Annotated in this window: 12 protein-coding genes; 3 read left to right on the plus strand and 9 right to left on the minus strand. The window is 74.2% G+C overall.

Features of this window, described 5'->3' with window-relative positions; translation table 11 throughout:
* Positions 1-14: 14 nt before the first annotated feature.
* The 5 genes from ACFOYX_RS07345 to ACFOYX_RS07365 form a co-directional block, all read right to left on the minus strand.
* The gene (locus ACFOYX_RS07345; protein ID WP_322440454.1) at positions 15-827 is read right to left on the minus strand and encodes an ABC transporter permease; all 813 of its coding nucleotides are present in this window, start codon (positions 825-827) and stop codon (positions 15-17) included.
* Complete coding sequence (locus ACFOYX_RS07350; RefSeq protein WP_322440453.1) at positions 824-1,744, minus strand: ABC transporter permease; 921 nt, start codon at positions 1,742-1,744, stop codon at positions 824-826. The genes ACFOYX_RS07345 and ACFOYX_RS07350 overlap by 4 nt, the downstream gene beginning before the upstream one ends.
* A gap of 5 nt (positions 1,745-1,749) precedes the next feature.
* Positions 1,750-2,949 carry an ABC transporter substrate-binding protein gene (locus ACFOYX_RS07355; protein WP_322440452.1) on the minus strand — a complete coding sequence of 400 codons (1,200 nt, stop codon included), beginning with the start codon at positions 2,947-2,949 and terminating at the stop codon, positions 1,750-1,752.
* A 41-nt stretch (positions 2,950-2,990) separates the two neighbouring features.
* Positions 2,991-4,022: an ABC transporter ATP-binding protein gene (locus ACFOYX_RS07360; protein ID WP_322440451.1), complete on the minus strand. Its 1,032-nt coding sequence runs from the start codon at positions 4,020-4,022 to the stop codon at positions 2,991-2,993.
* 269 nt (positions 4,023-4,291) lie between these two features.
* The gene (locus ACFOYX_RS07365) at positions 4,292-7,339 is read right to left on the minus strand and encodes a BTAD domain-containing putative transcriptional regulator (protein ID WP_322440450.1); all 3,048 of its coding nucleotides are present in this window, start codon (positions 7,337-7,339) and stop codon (positions 4,292-4,294) included.
* A 97-nt stretch (positions 7,340-7,436) separates the two neighbouring features.
* Between ACFOYX_RS07365 and ACFOYX_RS07370 the strand changes: the two genes are divergently transcribed.
* The gene (locus ACFOYX_RS07370) at positions 7,437-8,213 is read left to right on the plus strand and encodes an alpha/beta fold hydrolase (RefSeq protein WP_236648207.1); all 777 of its coding nucleotides are present in this window, start codon (positions 7,437-7,439) and stop codon (positions 8,211-8,213) included.
* Between the two features lie 205 nt (positions 8,214-8,418).
* On the opposite strand, the gene ACFOYX_RS07375 is transcribed toward ACFOYX_RS07370, so the two are convergent.
* Positions 8,419-9,492 (minus strand): CapA family protein, encoded by a 1,074-nt coding sequence (locus tag ACFOYX_RS07375; RefSeq protein WP_322440449.1) that lies wholly within the window; start codon positions 9,490-9,492, stop codon positions 8,419-8,421.
* Positions 9,493-11,128: 1,636 nt separating this feature from the next.
* On the opposite strand from ACFOYX_RS07375, the gene ACFOYX_RS07380 reads away from it, so the two are divergent.
* Together ACFOYX_RS07380 and ACFOYX_RS07385 are read left to right on the plus strand one after the other, a co-directional pair.
* Positions 11,129-11,734, plus strand: a complete 606-nt coding sequence (locus ACFOYX_RS07380; RefSeq protein WP_322440448.1) for a response regulator transcription factor — start codon at positions 11,129-11,131, stop codon at positions 11,732-11,734.
* 124 nt (positions 11,735-11,858) lie between these two features.
* The gene (locus tag ACFOYX_RS07385) at positions 11,859-12,443 is read left to right on the plus strand and encodes a response regulator transcription factor (RefSeq protein WP_322440447.1); all 585 of its coding nucleotides are present in this window, start codon (positions 11,859-11,861) and stop codon (positions 12,441-12,443) included.
* An 18-nt stretch (positions 12,444-12,461) separates the two neighbouring features.
* Here ACFOYX_RS07385 and ACFOYX_RS07390 read toward each other — a convergent pair whose 3' ends face one another.
* From ACFOYX_RS07390 to ACFOYX_RS07400, 3 genes are all read right to left on the minus strand, one after another.
* Complete coding sequence (locus ACFOYX_RS07390; protein ID WP_322440446.1) at positions 12,462-14,234, minus strand: ABC transporter ATP-binding protein; 1,773 nt, start codon at positions 14,232-14,234, stop codon at positions 12,462-12,464.
* The gene (locus ACFOYX_RS07395) at positions 14,231-15,958 is read right to left on the minus strand and encodes an ABC transporter ATP-binding protein (protein WP_322440445.1); all 1,728 of its coding nucleotides are present in this window, start codon (positions 15,956-15,958) and stop codon (positions 14,231-14,233) included. The genes ACFOYX_RS07390 and ACFOYX_RS07395 overlap by 4 nt, the downstream gene beginning before the upstream one ends.
* Before the next feature lie 75 nt (positions 15,959-16,033).
* Positions 16,034-16,153: a SapB/AmfS family lanthipeptide gene (locus tag ACFOYX_RS07400; protein ID WP_013734295.1), complete on the minus strand. Its 120-nt coding sequence runs from the start codon at positions 16,151-16,153 to the stop codon at positions 16,034-16,036.
* Between the last annotated feature and the right edge of the window lie 3 nt (positions 16,154-16,156).

The following is a 16,156-nucleotide window of genomic DNA, read 5'->3' on the forward strand; positions in this document are numbered from 1 at the left end:
CGGGGGCGTGCGGGTCAGAGGCGACCACCGGCAGCGGTGTCGGAGACTCGCTGGGCGAGATAGATCGGCACGATCGAGAGCACGATCAGCACCGCCGCGACGACGTTGATGACGGGCGCCTGGTTGGGCCGGAAGAGGTTGTTGAAGATCCAGATGGGCAGGGTCTGAACGCCCGGCCCGGCCGTGAAGGTCGTCACGATGATCTCGTCGAAGGAGAGCGCGAAGGCGAGCAGCCCACCGGCGAACAGCGCCGAGCGCAGCAGCGGGAACGTCACGTAGCGGAACGTCTGGAAGGTGTCCGCGCCGAGGTCCGCGCTCGCCTCCTCCAGGTTGCCCCCGAGTCGGCGCAGCCGGGCCAGCACGTTGTTGTAGACCACCACGACGCAGAACGTCGCGTGCCCGACGATCACCGAGAACAGCCCCTTGCCCACCCCGAGCGGCTCGATCAGCGAGCGGAAGGCGGTGTCCAGCGCGATGCCCGTGACGATGCCGGGCAGCGCGATCGGCAGCACCACGAGCAGCGACACGGCGTCCCGCCCGAAGAACCGGTAGCGCTGCACCGCGAACGCGACCAGCGTGCCGAGCAGGAGCGCGACGGCCGTCGCGCCGAGGCCGGCCTTCGTCGAGGTCCACAGCGCCTCGCGGGCACCCGCGTTCTCCCACGCCCGCACCCACCAATCGGTGGTCCAGCGCGGCGGCGGCCAGGCGAAGGTACGGTCGGCGTTGAACGAGTTGACCAGCACGATGGCCAGCGGCACGTAGACGAAGGCCAGGCCCACCGCCATGGCCCCGCGCAGCAGCCAGCGCGCTCCGCGCGACAGCGTCACAGCTCCTCCAAGGCGCCGGACCGGCGCACCGCCACCAGATACACGACCATGATGAGTACGGGGATGGTGGCGAGCGCTGCCGAGAACGGCAGGTTGTTCGCCGCGCCGATGTTGGCGTACACCAGATTGCCGATGAGCTGCGTCTTGCCGCCCACGATCTGCACGGTGATGTAGTCGCCGAGGGACAGGGAGAACGTGAAGATCGAGCCGGCGATCACCGACGGCAAGATCATCGGCAGCACCACCGCGCGGACCGTGCGCCCGCCCCGGGCGCCGAGGTCTGCCGAGGCCTCCAGCAGCGAGTCCGGCAGCCGCTCCAGCCCGGCGTAGATCGGCAGGATCATGTACGGCAGCCACAGATAGCTCAGCACGAGCACGGTCGCGAGCAGCCCGTACCCGGGGCCGTTGCCGGCGCCCCCGAAGAGCCAGTCCACCGGCCCGCCGTTGGCGAGCATCACCCGCCAGGCGTACGCCTTGACCAGGTAGCTCGCCCACAACGGGGTGAGGATCGCGATGACCAGCAACCGGCGGCTGCGCGGGGAGGCGACCTTCGCCATGAAGAACGCCATCGGCAGCGCGATGAGCACGTCGACGACGGTCACCGCGGCGGCGACGCCGAGGCTGCGCAGGGTGACGGTGCGGTACACCTCCTCGGTTCCGATGGTGCGGAAGTTCGCGAACGTCGGCTCCCGGACCAGGTCGCCGGTGAAGCTGTTGACCGTCCACAGTGCGGAGACGAAGAGCACGGCCAGCGAGCCGAGGTACGCGACGAGCAGCCAGAGCAGCGGCGCCGAGAGCAGCCCGGCGAGGCGTGCCCCGCGGTGCCGGTGGAGCCAGGAGGAAAACCGGCGGACCGGCCCGCGGGGGGCGATCGTGTCGTCGCCCGCCGGCCGGTCCACCGTGGAGAGAGCCGTCACGTGTCTCAGCCCTTGATCGTGGTCCAGGCCTGGGTCCAGGCCGCGTAGTCCTTGCACTTGACGTCGGTACGGCCGTCGAGGCACTGCTCCACCGGCGTGCTCCAGAACCAGACCTGGTCGAAGTACGCCTCGTCGGCGGCGTGGAACGTGGTGCAGTGGTTCTTGTCGGCCGTCTTGTCGCAGGCGAGCTTGTTCGCCGGGGCCTCGCCGAACCACTCCGCCACCGCGGCGTTCGCCACCGGGTCGATGATGTGGTTCATCCAGAGGTAGCCGCAGTTGGGGTGCTTGGCCTTGGCGGAGATCATCCAGGTGTCGGACCAGCCGGTGGCGCCCTCGGAGGGCAGCACCGCCTCGACGGGGGCGCCGTCGGCCTTGGCCAGATTGACGATGACCTGCCACGCGGTGCCGACCACCGAGTTGCCGGACTTGAAGGCCTGCACCTCCTTGGTGTAGTCCGACCAGTACTCACCGATCAGCTCGTTCTGCTTCTTGAGCAGGTCCACGGCGGCGGCGAACTGCTTGTCGTCCAGCGCGTACGGGTTCTTGATGCCCAGCTCCGGCTGGTGCTTCATCAGGTAGAGCGCCGCGTCGGCGAGGTAGATCGGCGAGTCGTACGCCGTCACCTTCCCCTTGTACGGCGAGTTGGGGTCGAACACCGCGCTCCAGGACGTCGGCGCCGGGGTCACCTTGTCGGTGCGGTACATGAGCACGTTCGCGCCGCGGCCGTGCGGGATGCCGTACGCCACCCCGTCGACCGAGTTCCACTGCTTGAGCTTCAGGCCGTCGAAGACGTCCTTGTAGTTGGCGACCAGGTCGGTGTTGACCGGGGCGACCTCGCCGCCGTAGATCAGGCGCAGTGAGGCGTCCCCGGAGGCCGAGACCACGTCGTAGTCGCCGGTCTTCATCAGCGTCACCATCTCGTCGGAGGTGCCGGCGACCTTCACGTTGACCTTGCAGCCGGTCTCCTTCTCGAAGCCGGTGACCCAGTCGACCTTCGGGTCCGTGGAGCCGTTCTCGACGTACCCGGCCCAGGCGACGACGTTGACCTGGCCCTCCCCGGCGCCGAGCGACGCCAGCTTGTCGATCTTCGGCGGTTTGATGCCGCCGGGGCCGGAGCCGCCGGTGGCGCCGCCGCCGTCGCCGCATCCGGCAAGCGCGAGCAGGCCGGCCGCGGCGAGCGCGGTGAAGACTCGGGTGGTGCGCATCGGCGCTCTCCTTCTGGTTGTCGACGGGGGATCGGGTGGGGTCAACGGGGAATCACGGGGACCGCGACGACGTGCTCGGCCCGCCAGGTCAGCCGGATCGGCTTGCCGCGCAGGGCCGCCACGTCGGCGGAGGAGGTCCGCTGGTTCTGCTGCATCGCGACCACGCGCGCCCCGGCGTCGAGGTCGACCACGAAGCGGGTCGCCGCCCCCGCGTAGATCACCTCGACTACCTGGCCCGCCGCGCTGATCTCCTCGGCGGACGCGGGCGCGCCGCCGAGGCGGATCTTCTCCGGGCGTACGGAGAACACGCCCTCGCGGCCGAGCACGGCGCGGGCGCTCTCCCCCTCGAACAGGTTGGAGGTGCCCACGAAGCCGGCGACGAACGGGGTGGCCGGGCGCTCGTACACCTCGGCGGGCGTGTCGACCTGCTCGATCCGGCCCTGGTTGAACACCGCCACCCGGTCGCTCATCGTCAGCGCCTCCTGCTGGTCGTGCGTGACGAAGACGAAGGTGATGCCGACTTCGCGCTGGATGGCCTTCAACTCGACCTGCATCTCCTCGCGCAGCTTCAGGTCCAGCGCGCCGAACGGTTCGTCGAGCAGCAACACGGCCGGCCGGTTGACCAGGGCGCGGGCCAGCGCGACCCGCTGGCGCTGGCCGCCGGACAGCGCGCTGGGCCGGCGCTCGCCGTACCCGTCGAGGCGGACGGTCCGCAGCGCGGCTGCCGCGCGCTCCCGGCGCTCGGCGCGCGCCACCTTGCGCACCCGCAGGCCGTACTCCACGTTCTGCTGGACGGTCATGTGCGGGAAGAGGGCGTAGTCCTGGAAGACGGTGTTGACGTCCCGGTCGAACGGGGCGAGCCGGGTGACGTCGCGGCCGGCGAGGGTGACGGTGCCGGCGGTCGGCAGTTCGAATCCGGCGATCATCCGCAGCACCGTGGTCTTGCCGGACCCGGACGGCCCGAGCATGGAGAAGAACTCTCCGTCGGCGATGTCCAGGTCGACGCCGGCGACAGCCTCCACGGCGTCGAACGACTTGCGCAGACCGGTCAGGCGGATCGCGGGTTCCGACACGGCGACAGGCTCCAACTCTTCAACGAATCATGAGACCCGAGCAGGCACTGGCTACGGATTCTTCAGCGAAAGAATAGGACCGCAACGGATACCGTAGTCAAGGGTTGTTTTCGGATCGTTCGGTCGCCGCCCGGTCGCCGGGCCGCCGACCAGGGCCGGGACACCCGGTGAGAGTTTCCGCCGGCCCTGCGGCAAGGGCGGCCGCAGCCGCAGGAGGCCGAGCACGGCGCGCGATGGCCGCGTCGCAGCATCCGGCGCGGTGGATCCGATCAGACCAGCGCCCGGGCCGCGTCCGGGCTCAGGTCGTGCCCGGCGGCGACCAGCGTGTCGAACCGCTCCCGCCCGAGCACGGCGACCAGGCGCCCGCCGATCCGGTCCAGTTCGTCCCGCTCGGCGGGCGCCGCGGCGAACTCGGCGGCCCGCCGGGCGGCGGCCGCCGCGCCGAGCAGCCGGGCGGCGACCTCCGGCTCGGACCAGGCAGTGGCCGAGGCGATGCCCTCGAGGGCGCCGATCGCGTCGCGCGGGGCACCCATCGCCTGCGCCACGTCGAACGCCTCGACGTGCCGGGCCAGCCCGGTCGCCGGGTCGCCCCCGTGTTCGGCCGCGTATCCCAGCTCGACCAGCACCATCGGCAGGAACAGCGCCGGCTGGGCTTCCCGGCGGGCCAGCTCCACCAGGTGCTCGAGGTGAGTGGTGGCGACGTCCAGTTTGCCGTCCCGGCGGGCCGCGAAGCCCAGGCTCAGCTCGGCGAACACCAGGGCGCTCCCGGAGTCCTGCTCGGCCGCCAGCCGGTACGCCCGCTCGGCCAGCTCCCGGGCCTGCACGTAGTCGCGGGTCTGCACCGCGAGCCAGGCCAGCCAGGACAGTTTGCTGCTCACCTCGGGCCACAGCGACAGCTCCTCGGCCCAGCCCAGGCCCTCGCGGTGCAGGGCGGCGGCCCGGTCGTACTCCCCGGTCAGCTCGGCCAGCCCACCCACCCAGTCGCTGGCCTGCAGCCGGCCCCAGCGGTCACCCAGCTCGGCGAAGAGCTGCGCGCAGCGGGTGCCGTCCCGATCGAGGGCGGCCAGGTCACCGGCGGCGTGCGCCAGTTTGGCCCGGCTGCTCAGCACGGCCGCCGCGGTCCACCGGTCGGCGGATCCTTCCGCGGCGGCCAGCAGCTCGGCCGCCCGGGTCAGCTCGCTGCGGTGGATCAGCGCGGCGGCCACGAACCAGGTGCCGCGACTGTCGTCGTACGCGGAGATGTCGGCGGTCTCCAGCCGGTCGCCCTGCAGCAGCGCGAACCCGACCCGCCAGGCCGCGGCCCGGGCCTGCGCCGAGCTGTCGCCGTCGAGCGTCAGCGCCCGGCGGGCCTCGCTGAACCGGCCACGCAGGAACCAGTACCAGGTCAGCGCGACCGCGAGGCGCAGCCCGCCGCCATGCGCCAGCGCCGATCGCAGGTTGGCGTTCTCGGCGTCCAGCGTGACCAGCCACTCGGCCTGGCCGGGGCCGCGCAGCTCCGGGTCGGCGCGTTCGGCCAGGCTCGTGTAGTACGCGGCGTGCCGGGCCCGCACCGCGGCGGCCTCTCCCGGGCGTTCGGTGTCGAGGCGGTCGAGGCAGAACGCGGCGACCGACTCGAGCAGCCGGTAGCGCGGGCCGGTCCCGGTGTCGTCCATCACCACCAGGGACCGGTCGACCAGCCGGGTCAGCACCTCCACATCGGCGTCGCAGACCACCTCGGCCGCGTCCAGCGTGCAGCCGCCGCTGAACACGGCGAGCCGGGCCAGGACCCGGCGGTCCGGGTCGTCGAGCAGGTCCCAGCTCCAGCCGATCACCGCGGCCAGGGTCCGGTGCCGGGCCGGCACGTCCCGCTGCTGGGTGGCGAGCACCTTGAACCGGTCGTCGAGGCGCTCCACCACACCGGTGACGCCGAGCGCGCGGACCCGGGTCGCGGCCAGTTCCAGCGCCAGCGGCATGCCGTCCAACCGGCGGCAGAGCTGCGCGACGGCGGGCGCGGTGCGGTCGTCCAGCCGGAACCCCCGCTGCTGGGCGGCGGCGCGGGCGGCGAACAGCCGGGCCGCGGCGGACCGGCGGACCGCGTCCGGGTCGCGGTCGTCGTCCGGTACGGCCAGCGGCGGCACCTCCCACACCAGTTCGCCGGTGAGACCGAGGGGTTCCCGGCTGGTCGCCAGCACGGTGACGTCGGGAGCGTCCCGCAGCAGCCGGGCCACCAGGCCGGCGGCCGGCTCGATGACGTGCTCGCAGTTGTCCAGCACGAGCAGCAGCCGGCGTTGCCGGATCGCGGCGAGCAGCCGGTCGGCGGCCGGGACGCTGACGCCGGCCGCCTCGTGGACGTCCAGGACGGCCAGGATCCGGTCGGCGACGCCGGGATCGCCGGGCGGGAGTGCGGCGAGTTCGACGAGGTGGACCCCGTCCGGGCGGGCCTGTTCGCGGGCCGCCTCGGTGGCCAGCCGGGTCTTGCCGACACCGCCGGGGCCGGTGAGGGTGACCAGCCGCTGCTGCGGGATCAGCGTGCGCAGTTCGGTGAGCGCCTCGGCCCGGCCGACCAGCTCGTTCAGCCGGGCCGGGATGCTGTTGCGGATCCGCGCCGCCCGGGGTGGCCCGGTCAGGTCGGCGTCCTGCGCCAGGATCCGCCGATGCAGCGCGACCAGCTCCGGGCCGGGGTCGAGGCCGAGTTCGTCGGCGAGGCGGTCGCGCAGGTCGGCGTAGCTCTCCAGGGCCTCGGTCTGCCGGCCGGCCGCGTACAGGGCGCGCAGGTGCAGGGCGCGCAGGCCCTCGCGGAGCGGGTGTCGGGCGACCAGCTCGGCCAGGTCGGCGGCGACCAGATCGTGTTCGCCGCGGGCCAGGCGGGCGTCGGCGAGGCGCTCGAGCACGGCAAGTCGCTGCTCGGTGAGCCGGATGGTCTCGGCGCGGACGTACTCGGAGTCGGCGAAGTCCGCGTACGGCTCGCCCCGCCACAGCCCGAGGGCCTCGGTCAGCCGGGCCACGTCCCCGGCCGCGGCCAGTTCGGCGAACCGGTCCGCGTCGGCGGTCGCCCGCAGGAGGTAACCGGGCGGGCGGGACTCCACCAGGTCGCGGGCGCCGGGTTCGGCGTCGTTGAGCGCCTTGCGGAGCTGGGAGACCCGGACCTGCAGGGCGCCGGCCGGGTTCGCCGGCGGGTCGTCGCCCCAGAGGTCGTCGATCAGCCGGTCCGCCGAGACCACCTGGTTGCGGTTGGCGAGCAGGTCGGCGAGGAGCGCGCGGACCTTGACGCCCGGCACGGTGACCGGCTCGCCGGCGTCGGTGGTGACGGCGAGCGGGCCCAGGACCCCGAACCGCATGCCGGCCACCTTACAAGCCGTAAGCCGGTCGGAAGTCGACCGTAAGCGGGGCGGCGCACGGTGTGGGTGTCAGCGAGTCCGAGAAGGGATCATCGTCATGAGCTACGCACCGGTCAACGGCCTGGACCTGTACTACGAGGAGCACGGCACCGGCAGCGGCCGGCCCCTCGTCCTGATCCACGGGGCGCTCTCCGGGATCGGCACGTCGTTCGGCACGATCCTGCCGTTCCTGACGAAGACCCGCCGGGTGGTCGCGGTGGAACTGCAGGCGCACGGGCACACGCCGGACATCGACCGCGACCTGACCGTGGAGGACTTCGCCGCCGACGTGGTGGCGCTGCTCGACCACCTCGGCATCGACCGGGCGGACGTGTTCGGCTGGAGCATGGGCGCCGCGGTCGGGCTGCGGCTGGCCACCGATCACGCCGACCGGGTCGGCCGGCTCGTCCTGGCGTCGGTGTGCTTCACCCTCGACGGCATGTACCCGGGCCTGCTGGACGGCATCCAGGACCTGCGGCCGGAGCACCTGCACGGCTCGGAGTTCCACGAGGAGTACCTGCGCACCGCCCCGGACCCGGCCGGCTTCGCCAACCTCGTGGCCAAGGTGAAGCGGCTCGACGGTGACCTGCCGGAGTGGACGGCCGACCAGGTCCGGGCGGTCGCCGCGCCCGTGCTGCTCGTGCTGGGCGATTCGGACATCGTCCGGCCCGAGCATGCGGTGGAGATGTTCAAGCTGCTCGGCGGCGGGGTGCCGGGCGACCTGACCGGGCTGCCGCGGTGCCGGCTGGCGATCCTGCCGGGCACCACGCACACCTCGATCCCGCAGCGGGCCGAGTGGCTGGCGCCGATGGTCGACGAGTTCCTGGACGCGTAGGGGATCGGCCGGCGGCGCCGACGGACCGGTCGCTTCGCAGGTCGGAGGGCAGCAGCGACGCCCGGACTCACACCGTCCGGGCGTCGCTCCACCTCACGGTTTCAGGAGTTTCCCCCGGCGCTGCGGCAGCGCTCGACCTCCGACCACACGGCGGACATCCCGGCGAGCCAGCGGTCGAAGAGGGGGAGCCGCCAGTGCCGGCCGGCTACCGCGACTGGCCGGTCGGCGTCGTGGCGAGTCCGGTGCAGGCGCGCAGGTTCGCGTACTCGTGGGAGATCCGGGCCGCCTCCTCCCCGTCGGCGAGCCGGGGCTGGCCGGTACGCCGAGAGATCAGCGCCGGGACGAACTCGGTCTTCACGATCGCCGACCCGTCCAGGGTCACCCGCAGCACCCCCGTGTCGTTGCTGTAGGCGTCGTCCCGCCACCACAGGAAGTTGCCCAGTCCGTACTGGACGAAGGTCCTGCCCAGCCAGCCGTCGCCGAGCAGCAGATGGGCGTGGGTGCCGACAACGAGGTGGGCGCCGGCCTCGGCCATCGCGCCGGCGAACTCGCGCGCCTCGGCTGATGGGCACGATTCGCCCTCCACGCCCCAGTGGACGTAGACGACGATCACGTCGGCCCGCTGCCGGGCGGCCCGCACCGCCGCGACAGCGCGGCTCAGGTCCCGCGTCATCGCGATGCCGGCCTCGGTGTCCGTGGCCTTCCACGACGACCACAGCTCGGCGACCTGGCTGAAGGCGAGGAACGCCACGGTCGTACCGCGTATCTCGGTGATCCACGGCGCGTACGCCGCCGCCGCGTCGGCGCCCGCCCCGACGGCCGGAACCCCACTGGCCCTGGCCGCGTCCAGGGTGTCGCTCAGCCCCACCCGGCCGTAGTCCAGCGTGTGATTGTTCGCGATCGACACGACGTCGATGCCGGCCGCCTTCACCGCCCCGTACGTGCTCGCCGGCGCCCGGAAGTGGAACTCCTTCGGCTCCGGGGTGCCCCGCGTGGTCACCGCGGTCTCCAGGTTGACCATCGTGAGGTCCGCGCTGGACAGGGTGGCGGAGATCGATCCGAAAGCGGTTGCCGGGTTGCCCAGCAGGCCGGCCGTACGGTCGGCGAAATGCACGTCGCCCGCGAAGGCCAACGTGATCTCGGCGGGTCCAGCCTGCGACGGGGATGCCGCCACGGAGGCGGATCGGGCGGGCCCACCCGCCGGCCGGGTCGGTGCCGCGTCGCACGCGGCCAGGGTCAGGGTCGCCACCACCGCGACGAGGGATCGTGCCCATTTCACTTGCCGCATCGTACGGCGGAAGCCCCTGACGCTCGGCCCACTTGGGCAGAACTGGTCGAGCGGACCTGACGGGCATGACGGGCGCGCTGGGGCCCCGTAGATCGACGCCAACCGCGGTCGGCGCTGCGGAGGACCGCCGGTGCCGATCGGGTCAACCGTTGACATGCCGTCACCACGACCTGCACGGAGTGCGTTCGCGTGATCGCATCGCTACCATGGGTCAGCGTTCCCGGTGGAAGGAGGTCGTCTCCGCGTGCGATGTCCCGCCAGGCCACCCGCTCCCGCAGCCGCGCCCGGGCGATCTGCGCCGCCTCCGTCCGACGGACTGGCCCGGTTCGTCCGGCGGGTCGTCCTGATCGCGGCCGCCGTGGGCGCCGGCTTCCTGGTGGCTGCGCTGTTCGACGGGCCGGCCGTCGCGAGCGCGGCTGACCGCACCGGTTCCGGTGAGCACCACCAGCACATCCGCGTCGCGCTCGACTCGAGCGGATCGCTCGCTCGCCAAGAACGTCCGGCCCGGCGGGATCACCCGGCGGGGGGCGGCGCGGCCCGGCCCGTGACCCTGCTGCGCGCTGTCGTCGGTGGCCTGGCCGCCGCACCTGACCGGACACACCCGGCCCGGACACCGTCGTCTGGGGACGCGTCGTCCGTGGTCGCGCCCCGGACCCGGACCCCGCTCTCATTCGGTGTAGACGGTGGCAGGCCGGCCGACCGGCCTGCCGAACGCCGTGCGGATCGGCGTCAGAATTCCGCCGGCGGCCTCGGGCGGCGGGCCGCCGATCGTCAGGGGCCGCGAGTTCCCGCCAGGTCGCCGACACCGCTGGCGGGGCCGAGCGTGGCCCGACCGGCTGTGGTGGCGCTGGTTGTCGCCCCGCTTCCGCACGTCGTGCGTGCCGTGGACACCGTGCCGATTCCGTCCCTCGTCGCGACGCTCATCCGGGCCGCCGGAGCCGTTCTCTCGCCCGTCCTCGGCCTGGTCAGCGGTCCGGCAGTCCCGCCCTCGCCCGGCCCGACCGCTCCGCCCCCGGCGCCGGCGGCCGAGTCGGGCTCCGGTAGGGCGACCGGCCCGACAGCCCGTCCGCTCACCGCCTCGGAGTCACCCCGGGGCCCGAGGCCCGCGCCCGCGCTTGCGAGGGCTGCGCCGACCATGGCGAAACCGCCGTCGGCGTCCGTCGTCGGACCGGTGGGTCCGGCCGCGCCGATCGGGCGGGGCGCCGTGCGGCCGTGCCCGGAGTCGGCGTCGTCCGGACAACCCGGCCGGCCCGTCCCACCCGCCGACAAGGCTGCCGCGGGTGTCCAGGACGGACCGGGGCCCGGGCCAGGACTGCTCCGCGCGCCCGGCTGGCCGTCGCGGTGCCGGCCCGGCCAGTTCCAGGACCCGGTGCCGGTCCTCGTCGAGGGACGATCTCCCTCAGCGGTCGCCCGTCCCGGCTGAGCCGGACGACCCGCCCGCGGTCGCCGGCCCGAAGGCCGTGCCGGCCCCGCAGGCGTGGTCCAACGGCGCCCGCGCCCCGTCCACCGTGGCGGTGCCGCGGGACGAGGCCTGCCCGTCTGTCGCGCCCGATCCGGCCGTGCCGCCCCGTCGAGAGTTGCGGGGCCGATGGCCGTCGTGACGCGTACCCGAGATCGGAGAAACGTGGTGATCCACGTTGTCGTGGCCGAGGACATGGGTCTGCTGCGCGGTGCGCTCTGCGCCGCGCTGTCGAGCGAGGAGGACATGAATGTGGTCGCCGACGTGGAGGGTGCCGATGAGCTGTTGACGGTGGTCCGGCGCTGCCGGCCGGACGTGGTGGTGCTGGCTCTGGCGCCGGAGCTGCCGGACCCGGTCGAAGTGGTGGCCAGGATCGGCGCCGAGGCGCCGGGCAGCGCCGTGCTGGCGATGAGTCACCGGTGGAGTCCCGCCCTGGCCGAGGCGGCGCTGGCGGCCGGGGCGCGGGGTCTCCTCGGCAAGGACGGAACGCTGCCGGACCTGGTCCGGGCGATCCGCGCACTCGCCGCGGGGGAGCGGGCCATCGACCCGGCTGCCGCGGTGGCGGTGCTGAGCCCCCCGGAGACTCCGCTGACCCCACGGGAGCTGGACGTGCTGCGGGTGGCTGCCGAGGGCCTTCCGGTGAAGGAGATGGCCCGTCGGCTTTATCTGGCGCATGGGACGGTGCGCAACCACCTGTCGGCGATTCTGCGCAAGACGGGGGCCCGCAACCGGATGGAGGCGGTGTGGCGCGCGCGGCGTGACGGCTGGTTCTAGTGGTCGGTGGGCGGGTCCGCCGGCCATGTCCCGGGCCCGCCCCGTCGCCGTGCAGGACTCCAAGGTGCGTGTTTGAATGCTGACGTTGAGTGATCGATGCTGGAGATGCGCAGGAAGGTCCACCGTGATCCGTACCCTGCTCGCCCTGGACGGTGCCCTGGTTCGGGGCGCGTTGTCCTGCGTCCTCGCCGCGGAGGAGGACATCAGCGTGGTCGCGGAGGTGGATCGCGGCGACGCGGTCCGCCCGGCGGTACAGGCACAACGCCCTGACGTGGTGGTGGCCGATCTGGACCTCATCGCCGAGGACGTGCCCGGCCCGGTCGGCCCGTGTCCCCTCCTGGTGCTCGCCCACCCCCGCCGGGCCCGGGGGCTGCGCGGCATGCTGTCCGCGACGCGGATGGTCGGCATCCTCGGCAGCGACGTGGGCCCGCAGCGGGTGGTGGAGGGGATCCGGCGGCTGTTCCGCCGCGAGCCCGTGCTCGACGCGGACCTCGTCGTCGCCGCGCTGCGCCCGGACGGGCCGCTGACCAGCCGCGAGATCGAGGTCCTCAGGTTGACCGCGGCGGGGGCGCCGGTGGCGGAGGTCGCCGCTTCGCTGGGGCTCGCCCGCGGCACCGTCCGCAACCACCTCGGTCGGATCGCCCGTAAGGCGGGCGCGCGTACCCGGGTGGAAGCCGTGCGGGTCGCCCGGGAGGCGGGCTGGATCTGAGCACCCGGCGGCGGTGGCTCACACCCGCCCGGCGGGCGCCGCGCCGGGCGGCACCGGGACGTCGTCCCAACAACCGACGAGTAGTCGGTAGGTCGCCGAGCGGGCCAGTAGTTGCTCGTGCGTACCGACGACCGGCTTGTCGCCGTCGAGCACCAGCACCCGAGGGGCCCGGATCGCCGAACTGATCCGGTGCGCGATCACCACCAGGGTGCCTGCCCGCTGCGCGAAGGCGCCCTCGACCGTCGACTCCAACGCCGGGTCCAGGTGGCAGGTCGCCTCGTCGAGGATGGTCAGTGGGGCGGCCGCCAGCCAGGCCCGGACGGCGGCGATGAGCTGCCGTTCGCCGGCGGAGAGCAGGGCGGGCGCGACGGGCGCGGCCAGCCCGCCCAGGCGGGTGGCGAGCGCGCGGGCGCCGAGCGCGTCGAGGCCGGCCTCCAGGGTCGCGTCGTCGGCGTCGGGCCGCAGGTAGCGGAGGTTGTCGGCGAGCGAGCCGGTGAAGACGTACGCCTCCTGCGGCACCAGCACCCGCATCCGGGCGAGCACCTCCGGTTCGGCGCCGGCGACCGCCGCGCCGGCCAGGTGGACGGTGCCGGCCTGCGGGGGCACCAGTCCGGCCATCAGCGCGGCCAGGGTGGACTTGCCCGCGCCGCTCGGTCCGACCACGGCGAGGTGGTCACCGTCGGCCAGGGTCAGCGAGAAGTCCTCCAGTACCGGCCGGGCGAGCAGGCCGTAGCGGAAGGTCAGTCCGCGGATCCGCACCGCGGGCACCGGACCGGCCGGTCCCGTCGACCGGCCGGGGCTCGGTGCCCGGACGGCCGGGGCCGGCGGGCGGTGGTCGTCGGGCGTCGGGCAGGTGCGCAGGATGTTCTCCAGGGTGACCGCGTACCGCAGGCCGCCACCGCCGAAGCCCTGCACCAGGGTGTGCAGGGCGGGTTGCAACCCGGTGGCGACGTAGATGAGCGCGCCGAGCACGTCGCCGGCGCTCAGGCCGCGCTCGACCAGCCACGGCGCGGCCAGGAGCAGCACCACCAGCGGCAGCCAACCGCCGATGCCCAGGCTGAGACTGCGTACCGCGGCCATCCGGGCCACGGTCCGTTCGGCGTGGGCCTGTGCCGACACCCGTACCTCCACGTCGGCCACGACGCGAGCCTGCGCCCCGCAGGCGAGCACGTCCCGGTGCCCGGTCAGGGCGGCCGCGGCCGACTGGCCGAGCTGTTCACCGGCTCGGACGTACGCGCGCTGGTGCCCGACCATCGCCGGCAGCGCGGTGACGAACACGGCCAGGCCGACGACCAGCGGCGCGGCGGCCAGCGCCGCCACCACCGGGGCCAGCGCGAACAGGCCGAGCAGGGCCGCGCCGGCGGCGAACAGGAAGCCGCGGGTCACCATCAGCAGGCCACCGAAGGTGTCCCGGACGATCTCCACCTGGTGGGTCAGCCGGGCCAGCGCCGCGCTGTCCGGACGACCGCCGGCCCGGGTGGCCTCGCGGAGCGCGGCGTGGACCACCCGCCCGGCCAACTCGTCGCGGAACGGCTCGACCACGGCGCCGAGGCTCCGGTACGCCCGACCCGTGGCCGCCGCGCCGACGAGTACGGCCACGGCGAGGGCGCCCAACCAGGCCAGGCCGGTGAGGAGGCGTCCGGCCAGGAAACCCTCGTCGACGGCGCGGGCGACCAGATAGCCGGACAGCAGCGCGGGCAGCGCCTCCACCAGTGACCAGCCGCAGAGCCGGGTGAGGTCCCGTCCTCGGGCGCGCAGCGCCCGCCAGGTCACCCGGCGTACGCCGCTCACGACCCGTCACCGGCCGGCAGGAAGACCGCCCGGTAGGCCGGGTCCACCCAGAGCCGCCGGTGCGGAGCCAGGCCGCGCAGCCGGCCGCCGTCGAGCCAGGCGACGAGGTCGGCCGCTTCGGCGGTCGCGGCCCGATGAGTGACCACCAGGCGGGTACGCTCGCCGGCCCGCCCGGCCACCGCCTGCGCGATCCGGTGTTCGGTCGCGGTGTCCAGGCTGGACGTGGCGTCGTCCAGGATGAGCAGGCGCTCCGCGGCGAGGGCGCGGGCCAGTCCGAGCCGCTGGGCCTCACCGCCGGAGAGCGGCGTGTCCTCCAGCGGGGTGCGGAAGCCGTCGGGCAGTCGGGCGACGACGTCGGCGACCGCCGCCGTACGGGCCGCGCTCAGGACCGGCGGCGTGGCCGGGCTGTCGTCGGCCGGCGGTGACGCCGAGCCGGCCGGCAGCGCCAGCCCGATCGCGTCGTGGACCGTCGCACCGACCAGCACCGGCCGGCCGAAGGCGTAGCCCACCGCCCGGCGCAGTGCCGCCCGGTCCAGCTCGCGCAGCGGCACCCCGTCCAGCCGCACCTCACCGACGTCCGGGTCGTGCAGCCGTCCCGCCACCGCGGCGAGCGTGGACTTGCCCGCGCCCGACGTCCCGACGACGGCGACGGTCGCGCCGGCCGGGACATCCAGGTCGACGCCCGCCAGGATCGGCCGGCCGTCATCGCCGTGCACGCTCACCCCGCGCAGCCGGAGCCCGCCGCGGCCCGGCGGAAGCGTCCGGTCGCCGTCGGCCACGACGGGTCGGGCCAGCAGTTCGGCGACCCGGTCTGCCCCCGCCCGGCTGCGGACCAGATGGTTCAGCGTGGCGAGCACCCCGCCCAGCCCGGCGCCCATGGCCGCGTACCGGACCGCGGAGACCAGCTGCCCCGGGGTGAGCCAGCCGGCGGTCAGGGCGTACCCGCCGACTGCGATCACGGTGAGCTGCAACAGCGGCGCCACCGCCGAGGTACGCGCGCTGGCCCGGGCCAGCAGCTCCCAGCCGCGCCGGCCGTGTCGGCCGAGCTCCGGCAGGGCGGCCAGCACCCGGTCCTCCTCGCGGCGGATGGTCGCCGCGGCGGCGATGGTCCGGGCCCCGGTCAGCGACTCCAGCAGTCGGCCGGCGATCGCGCCCAGGGCCCGTTGGTATCCGGCGGTGGCGGCCGAGGCGTCGGTGACGAAGGCGCGCATCAGCACGGCGAGCAGGCCGAGACCGGCGAGCAGGGTGGCGCCCAGCACCGGCTCCAGGACGGTGAGCGCGACGACGCTGCCGAGCGGCGGCAGCACCGTCACCACCGCCAGCACCACCGAGTTGCCGGCCTGTCCCGCGTCGGCTGCCTGGCCGACCAGCCGGCCGACGAGATCACCCACCGGGTGACGGCGGGTGGCGCGCACGTCCAGCGCGAACAGGTGCCGGAGCAGGTGCCGGCGGAGCCGGGCGGTGGCCCGCGCGGCACCGTATCCGCCGGCCAGGTCGCTGAGGGTGTCGGTGCAGACGAGGACGACGACCAGGCCGCAGGCGGACACCGCCCACCAGCGGGAGCCGCCGGCAAGGGCGGCGTCGACGGCGCGGCCGAGGGCCGCGGGTAGCAGCAGTTCGGCGGCCGCGCCGGTCAGCGCGACCGCCGCGAGCACGGCCGTCCAGCCGCCGCCCTCCCGGACCGTCCGCCGGAGCAGCCCGTCTCCCGCGGCCAACGTCTGCATCGGTCCTCCCGGTGTGGCGGCGGTTGCCCCGGGTGGGCACGTCTACCCACCCAGGGCCCCGCGTGGTGCCCGCGATCAGTTGCAGGTCGTGACGGAGAGCGAGCTGTCGCCGCAGAGCAGCAGGCTCGCCCGGCTACCGCCACCCGTACGGTCGGCCGGAGCCATCTCCAGGCCCTGAAGGTCCAGAAGCGCCATGTC

The sequence above is a fragment of the Micromonospora sp. GCM10011541 genome (genome assembly GCF_042650725.1).
In the GTDB taxonomy this organism is placed as follows: Bacteria; Actinomycetota; Actinomycetes; order Mycobacteriales; family Micromonosporaceae; genus Micromonospora; species Micromonospora sicca.